General features: G+C 53.5%; 4 protein-coding genes. 1 reads left to right on the top strand and 3 read right to left on the bottom strand.

The genetic code is table 11. The features are described from left to right. The first annotated feature begins 288 nt into the window (after positions 1–288). A complete protein-coding gene (locus GQ56_RS41955; protein WP_075123028.1) occupies positions 289–1,233 on the top strand; it encodes a GIY-YIG nuclease family protein in 945 nt (314 codons plus the stop codon). 277 nt (positions 1,234–1,510) lie between these two features. Here GQ56_RS41955 and GQ56_RS0126600 read toward each other — a convergent pair whose 3' ends face one another. Genes GQ56_RS0126600 through GQ56_RS41950 form a run of 3 tightly spaced genes read right to left on the bottom strand, consistent with a single transcriptional unit; the run spans position 1,511 to position 6,004 of the window. After that, positions 1,511–2,905 (bottom strand): DNA double-strand break repair nuclease NurA, encoded by a 1,395-nt coding sequence (locus tag GQ56_RS0126600; protein WP_031401540.1) that lies wholly within the window; start codon positions 2,903–2,905, stop codon positions 1,511–1,513. Then, positions 2,905–5,025 (bottom strand): ATP-binding protein, encoded by a 2,121-nt coding sequence (locus GQ56_RS0126595; RefSeq protein WP_200878004.1) that lies wholly within the window; start codon positions 5,023–5,025, stop codon positions 2,905–2,907. The genes GQ56_RS0126600 and GQ56_RS0126595 overlap by 1 nt, the downstream gene beginning before the upstream one ends. A 16-nt stretch (positions 5,026–5,041) precedes the next feature. Beyond that, positions 5,042–6,004, bottom strand: coding sequence for a DNA adenine methylase (locus GQ56_RS41950; protein WP_075123027.1), 963 nt, complete (start codon positions 6,002–6,004; stop codon positions 5,042–5,044). Between the last annotated feature and the right edge of the window lie 997 nt (positions 6,005–7,001).

The following is a 7,001-nucleotide window of genomic DNA, read 5'->3' as shown; positions in this document are numbered from 1 at the left end:
ACGGAATGGATGTGGCAATACAATCATGAGCGCCCCAACATGGGCCTTGGTGGCGTAACGCCAAAACAGCGGCTGGCCATGGCCGCTTAGCCTCTACTTCTGACTCGCGTTAAAAGCGGGGGTATTACCGTCGGAAGAAACCCTTTCGTGGATATACTTGATGACCGTGCTCACATCTGAAATACAATAGACTTACTGGCGAATTTTAGGCCAAGTGAGCAGGCATTCACACATCCGAAGACGCGGCTTTGATGCACGCGCCACGATACGTACCGAGGATAAGGCAGTATGAGCACTGGTAAATCAATAAAGCTCTTTCTTGCGGATGGCTCTCCAAGTGGCATCATCACGGCAGAAATCATAAACTGGTCTGGACACGTGATAGCTGCACCACGTTCACGTCTCGCAGATCTTCTGAAACGACCTGAGATCAGCCGCGCTGCTCTGTACATTCTTCTCGGAGACAAACCGAACGGGGAGGAGCAGATTGCGTACATCGGAGAGACGGAAAGTGTTGCGGAACGGCTCACTCGTCATGCTAGGCCTGAAGACAAAGGCGGAAAGGATTTTTGGCACCATGTATTTTTGATTACTAGCAAGGATGCTAATCTTACTAAAGGGCATTTGCGCTACATCGAAAGCAAGTTGATTACTATTGCTTCTACTGCGAATCGAGTCGCGCTGGATAACAGCAAAGGTATTGTGGCCGAATACGGTATGCTTCCAGAGGCGGATATAGTAGACATGTTGTATTTCATCGAGCAAATAAAGCTTGTACTTCCGGTTCTTGGATTGGACCTCCTACGCGAGACGCCACCACCAGTCGCTAACCAAACGGAAGGCGCAAGTGGGTCACCGATATTCATCCTGTCTGCTCCAAAGCTTGGTATTACCGCGAAGGCCCAAGAGATTGAAGGTGAATTTGTTGTAGAGTCCGGATCATTAGCCAAATCGACGTGGACGGACAAAAACTGGAACGAGGGGTACCGTAAATTGCATCAGCAACTACAGGAACACGGTGTGTTGGTACCAACAGATAGCGGGTTGCTACGATTCACCAAAGAGCATTCATTTAACAGTCCTAGCGCCGCGTCCGCTGTAATCCTGGGCCGCGCAGACAATGGTAGAAAGTCTTGGCGAACGCAAGAGGGAAATATGAGCTATGGAGATTGGCAAGCGTTGCAACTGGAGAAGGAGCTAGCAATTCCCACCTCTTCTCATCCGTCGAGCTAACCTACGTGCCAAGGTGATCTTACGTGGCCGTCCATCTGGTCTGGTGATGGGGATGCGCGCCCCATCACATGCGATCTTGGCTACTGTCTTGCAAGCAGGCGGGAGATCGGGGCGTCCTGACTGAACACGCAACGCTTACGATGGCTCCGAATGGAAGCCAGGACAGTCCCTCAAATGTTAAGAAAAGCGCCGGAGGCCATAGGCTCGGTCGAAACCACGATCGGGCGGACAACGACTATCTCTCGATCAAATCAGCGTCAGATCCACCCGTGTGTGTTTAGCTGAGCGTCCGCTGGAGTCCGGTTTTAGCGATAATGTCCAGGACCTTACCACCCGGTACTATGCTAATCGAGGCGTGCCGGTGAGCTAAAGCTACAGGTACGATGGCGCTCTCATAAAGGTCAAGTTCGAAGTGCCTGATTAAATCGCACGCCCGTGGAATTAACGACCCATAATTGGTAATGTCTGCTTTGGCCTTGGCGAATTCCTTTGGATCACCAGACTTATCCGCGAACGGATATGGCACAGCAAAACTGAAAATGCGGCCCTTCTCCGTCTTGAAAAGAAAATCCTGTCCGTAATACGTTTCTAACCCGAAATTATCCGCTGGCGAATCGCTGCCCTTTATGTATTGATAGCGATAGCCGTCGTCCAAAACACGAAGTACACCGTTTGGCAAAAATCGATTCAGAAGATTGGCGTGGTCCATCACCTCACCAGTCTTCTGCAAACCAAGCACCAGTATCGGTTCGTGGCCAAGCTCCACTAAGCGCACGTTGACCTTGCACAACAACGCCATAATCCGGGCATGCAACTTGGCGGGTTGACCGAAGATCGCCAACGGACCATCCATCACGAACGCCATCCGCGCCAGTGCTCGTGGGTCAGCTACAAATACTTGTTGGATGAGTGCGACCATTAGCAAATGCTCAATAGCATTCATCATTCGCGTCATCGCGCTGGTGTTGTTTCCGAAATCGGAAACGTCTTCGTGCAACCGGAGCCAGTCCGTCACGAACACCGGTTCGCCACAAGATGGGCAGACTTTCTGTTGTTCATGCAACGAAAAGGCGAATTCATGTTCAGCATCACAAGATGGGCACTGGCCTGCACGACTGGCCGACCGACCAACATGAATCTGCCCGTCGTTTATGTCGATAAGCACGGCGGACAGCGTTAGGCTGCCACCCCCGCCGTTGGTTCTGTCTGCACTGAGTTGCTTGAAGACTGCTCGCCGGAACCCGTCCTTAACACTCTTGGCACTTTGGAATCGGACGTTGCTACCCGGCAAGGTGAATGTAATGGCGGCGGCGTTACGATGCATCTCAGCCGCTTTAAAGGGATCGACAAAGCGGCTTCGGGGGTCAATGAGCTCGGCATAGCTGTCCATGCCGATGAGAACCTGGCTGACTTTGATGAATCCGACCTGCGTGCTCGGGAGCTTGTCGTTAATCGGTGTATCACTCTTGCTTGCATCTGAGGCAACAACATACTTTGGAAGTTGTGACGGATCGCTGGGCGGCGCCTTGGAAAAAGTCGATGCCATAGCCTCCGCTTCAGCATCGCTTGGCTGGCGCATGTAGTCGCACTCGGCCAGGAACGCCTGAACGTCCGGGTTCTGGACAAAGTCCGAATGGCCGCCCTTGCCGGCCGTTTCGCCCTTGTATGGCATCACTTGCTCCCTGCTGCATTTATGTTAGCAAGCCGCGCCTTGATCTCATCCGGTGAAAATCGTTTTATCTGTGCGGGGATCACAAATGGTGCAGATAGGGTCTTGATGCGGGCAAAGCCCACATCCTGCGCTGCTTTGAGCGATCCGAGGAAGTCACTGAAATCGTAAAATTTCCCCAGCGTCTTCAGTTCGTCATCGTTGTTGAGGTGGGTAACAAACCAGTTCTCGGTGTTGGCCAGAATATTCGGGTGGACCGATGACGGCTCCTGCGTCGCGTAGACGAAAGCGATACGAGCCTTTGCACCTTCCTTTGCAATACGCGGCCATGTCTCAGTCAAGTCGGCTCTCTTGCCGATGATGTTGTGAGCCTCTTCAACATAGAGCACCATGTTTTTCGGCGTCTCACCCCGATGCATCGTTGCCATCTGGCGCTCGAAAATCTGGCGAGCGATGCGTTCCGAGAGTACGGTGCGGATCTCGACTGGGCCGGCAGAAAGATCAAGGATCACGATCTTTCCAGCGTCCAGATGGTTGATTACTTCGGCCGTCACATCGGCTGCGCGCCGACTGGAGTGATAGATCTTGTACTTCTGAACGGCTCGCCATCCGCCGAAGCTTTGCTTACGACTCGTCTCCCGTGCGAGTATGTTCAGGTGGGCTTCGAGAGTCGGATCTACCCAAGAATTCCCGGGCGTCGATGAAACTAGTCCAATCGCGGGGATTCGTTGCTGAGTTTGATCTTCTTTGATGGCAAGATTGACCTGTCGAATGAACTCAAACCATGCACAAGCTTCGGACAACGAGACATAGGTCGATGTCGGGATTGACACCGGTACAACAGGAGTTTGGGCCTGCGCCCATGCGTCGATCTGCTTCGTTAGACCTGCGGCGATCGGTACTTCAACTGTCAGGCTTTGGGGGGCAGCAAAGCCAGCTCTATGGAGGATGCACTGAAAGACCGCTCGGTGACGCTTCCAGCGAGTGTGTTCGGCGCGATCATTCTTGTCGGGTTCTTCGAGGGTGGACGACATAAACGCATCCAGATCCTGCCCAGAGAACGGAGAGTTCTCCTCTTTGAACAGCGATTGAATCAAGTTCAATGCTTGATCGCAGTCCTTGTAGAAGTTGGTTCGAAGATCCTCGAACCCGGGAGTTTCCAGCGCTCGATAGCGCACAGTCTGCGAGGGAAACACATCTGCGATCGAACTGCCATCGTCTTGGTGATTCGCATTGGCGTACTCGCCGTTGATATCGAAGATCAATTGCCCGACGTTGATACCGTCGGTCATCGCAGCCAGTGAGACCGCTGACACGGTTGTCTTGACGGTGTTGGATTTACCCGTGCGAGTCATGCCCAGCACTGCTGTTCGCCGTGACAAGAAATCGGTCGGGTGGATCATCACGGGCACGAGGGGTTCATTGGGCCCACGATGCATACGCGCGGTCGAGGTGTAGCGCACCGAGCCGATATGGATGGGCGAGGGTGCGGTTTTGAAGCCTGCTTTAACCGCCTCTTCCCGAGCCTTGGCGCGCACCTCTGGATTGACGTGGTTGACGATGGTGGACAAAGCTTCGCCTTGGGGCTTGTAAGCCCGCAACCGTGACAGCGTCATGAAGTTTTCGATATCGCTACCGAGCCTCAGGTTGGCCTGGTCGTCAATGTAAAACGTGCCCAATACGCTGCAGCGCAAACCACCTGCCTGTAACTCCACTGCGGTAATTGGATCGAGACCGTCGTTGACCTCGCCCGGATATTTTTCGCCTCCGGTACGTCGCTGATGATGCTCGATGCGGGTGCGGACGAAATCGCTGTCCTGAGGCAGGCTTACAGGCTCCAAGACGCGGAGCAGGATCACTTCCTGGTCGATGGGTTCGGCGTCGCCGAATCGCGCTGGGTTGAAGCCTGCGGCTACCAAGAAAGAGTTGTGTGGGATGCCCTTGACCTTGTGCTTGAAAGCGTCATTGGTCAGGACCAAGACTTCATCGAAGCGCATGCCGTACACAAAACCTACGAAACATGAATCGTAGTCGCCCAACAACCTTACCAGCGGCGACTCCCCCGTAACAATTCGATTTGCAATGTCCAAGATGCCCTCGATCCTTTTGTTGTTGATGGTCAAACGTTACCGCTATTCCTCACGTCGCAACGACGGGTTGAAAAGTTGGGGTTCGTACAGGGCCAACGGGGGGCTCCACTGCGCAAAGGGTTCCTATAACGCTCATTCCGCGATGCGGTGCATCTCGGTACGTGGTCGGCAGCGTACGATTGCTGAAAAACAGTTCGCGGCCGACAAAACTGCTTCCGCCAATCGGATGAGCGGAGTAGGTTTGGTCAATTACTCGACCGTGTACATCCTCGAGATGGTCATAAAGATTGCGAACTTCGGGCGCATCGTCGTATGAGAGCATCCAGGGTATATCCAGCTCGGCGAGATAATCGCGCATTACAACATGCGCTTTATGATCGAAGAAGTGGCCGTACAGCTTGTGCGCCTTGTGATAGTACGGGGGGTCAATGTAAAGGTATCCACCTGCCCGACGTCCCGTCGATGAGCAGAACCTGCGCCAGTTCTCATTTCCGACGCGGACAACTTTATTCCGCAGGGCGTATAACTCCAGAACGCGGCGGACCAGTTTCTCTCGATTGAATCGGACGCCCAACGTTCTAACCTTCTGCTCCCATCCGCCAATCGGACCAGCGTTGTGTAAAATTCCGTTGAAGCTAGTCCGGTTCAAGTAGAGGCATTTGAACGCGGATTCCCGGCTAGATGAAGGGGAGCTCGCTTTCATTCTTCCCCACTCAGAAACGCTAAGTTCGGCGGTCTCGATCTGAGATGCCAGCCATTTCACGTCGCGATCATCCGTTGAGGTTTTTCCAAAAACTACCTGCCAAAAGCTCGATACTAGCGGATCGACGTCATTTAAAGCAATGCTGTCGATCTCTTCAGAATCTAATAGGGCGATGGAAACGCCTGCCCCTCCACAAAACGGTTCGACGAACATACGTGCGTCTTCACCCGACTGCTTCATCGCGCTCAAAATGAAGTCCGTGAACCGCGCCTTTCCCCCGGGGTAGCGTAGCGGTGATGTAGATATCATGTTGTTCCGTGTTTGTAATGCCTAATATGATGCGGCCGGTCACGTATTATTCCATCAACCACACGGCGTTGGGCAAACTGCTATCTTGGGTTGACCGGATGGGAAAGGTGGGTGAGCCGGATCGTACTGCACCTGTACGTGCGGTGCCCCGTCCCACCGCAGTCGCCCGTCCTATTAGGGCAAGCCCGAATCCGGCAGCTTTGGGGGGCAGTACGGAGGCCTTCGCGCGCAATAGCTCGTCCGGCGACACGTCGAAACGACGGAGCCACGCATTGCTGCTCGGCTTCGTGTTATAGACACTACATGTCGCCGTTGCGGTCCCGCGTTGAGTAGCACATACACCGAAGGAGAGGCGATCGACAGGCCATCGTCCTGAGGCGTGCCGGCTTGCGGTAACAAGCACGGGTGAGCAGACCCTGCGCGCACGGTTCGCCCTTGCAGATAAAGGCAAAACCCATTGAAGAAATCCTTTTGCCAACCCGTTGTCTGAGGAATGTAGCACGGGTTTGCGGCGCGGGACTACGCTGTCAAGCTTGAAAGGACGATCACATCGGAGGCGTTGACAAGGCCCGACCACACCGACCCTCAGCACTTGTTCGGCGCAGCGATGGCTTGCGCGGCCGAATGCGAGAATGGTGTAAGCCGCCCCAGTATCCTTATCCTGGGTTTCACATAGCGCTGGACACAAATTTGGCACACGCGATGTGTGCCAAATACTGTTTCAAAATGCAAAACAACGCACTACATGGCAAGACGCAGTGCGTTGTTTCTAAGGAAAAAATTGGTGGAGAGGAGGAGGATCGAACTCCCGATCTTCGCATTGCGAATGAGGTTTCGAACCGTTTCGCACCATCTCAGCAAAGGCATTGATTCCAAACAGTTTTCCACGGAGGAAACAAAACCTTTTAAATCAATCGCTTGCCGACCATCGCTTGACCTCGAGCGAATTTTGGTAGATCAGAGTACGCACCGGGATTTTGTATCCTACCGAAAAAAC

The organism is Burkholderia paludis, assembly GCF_000732615.1.
Lineage (GTDB): Bacteria > Pseudomonadota > Gammaproteobacteria > Burkholderiales > Burkholderiaceae > Burkholderia > Burkholderia paludis.
This window is presented reverse-complemented; position numbering and strand designations above follow the sequence as displayed.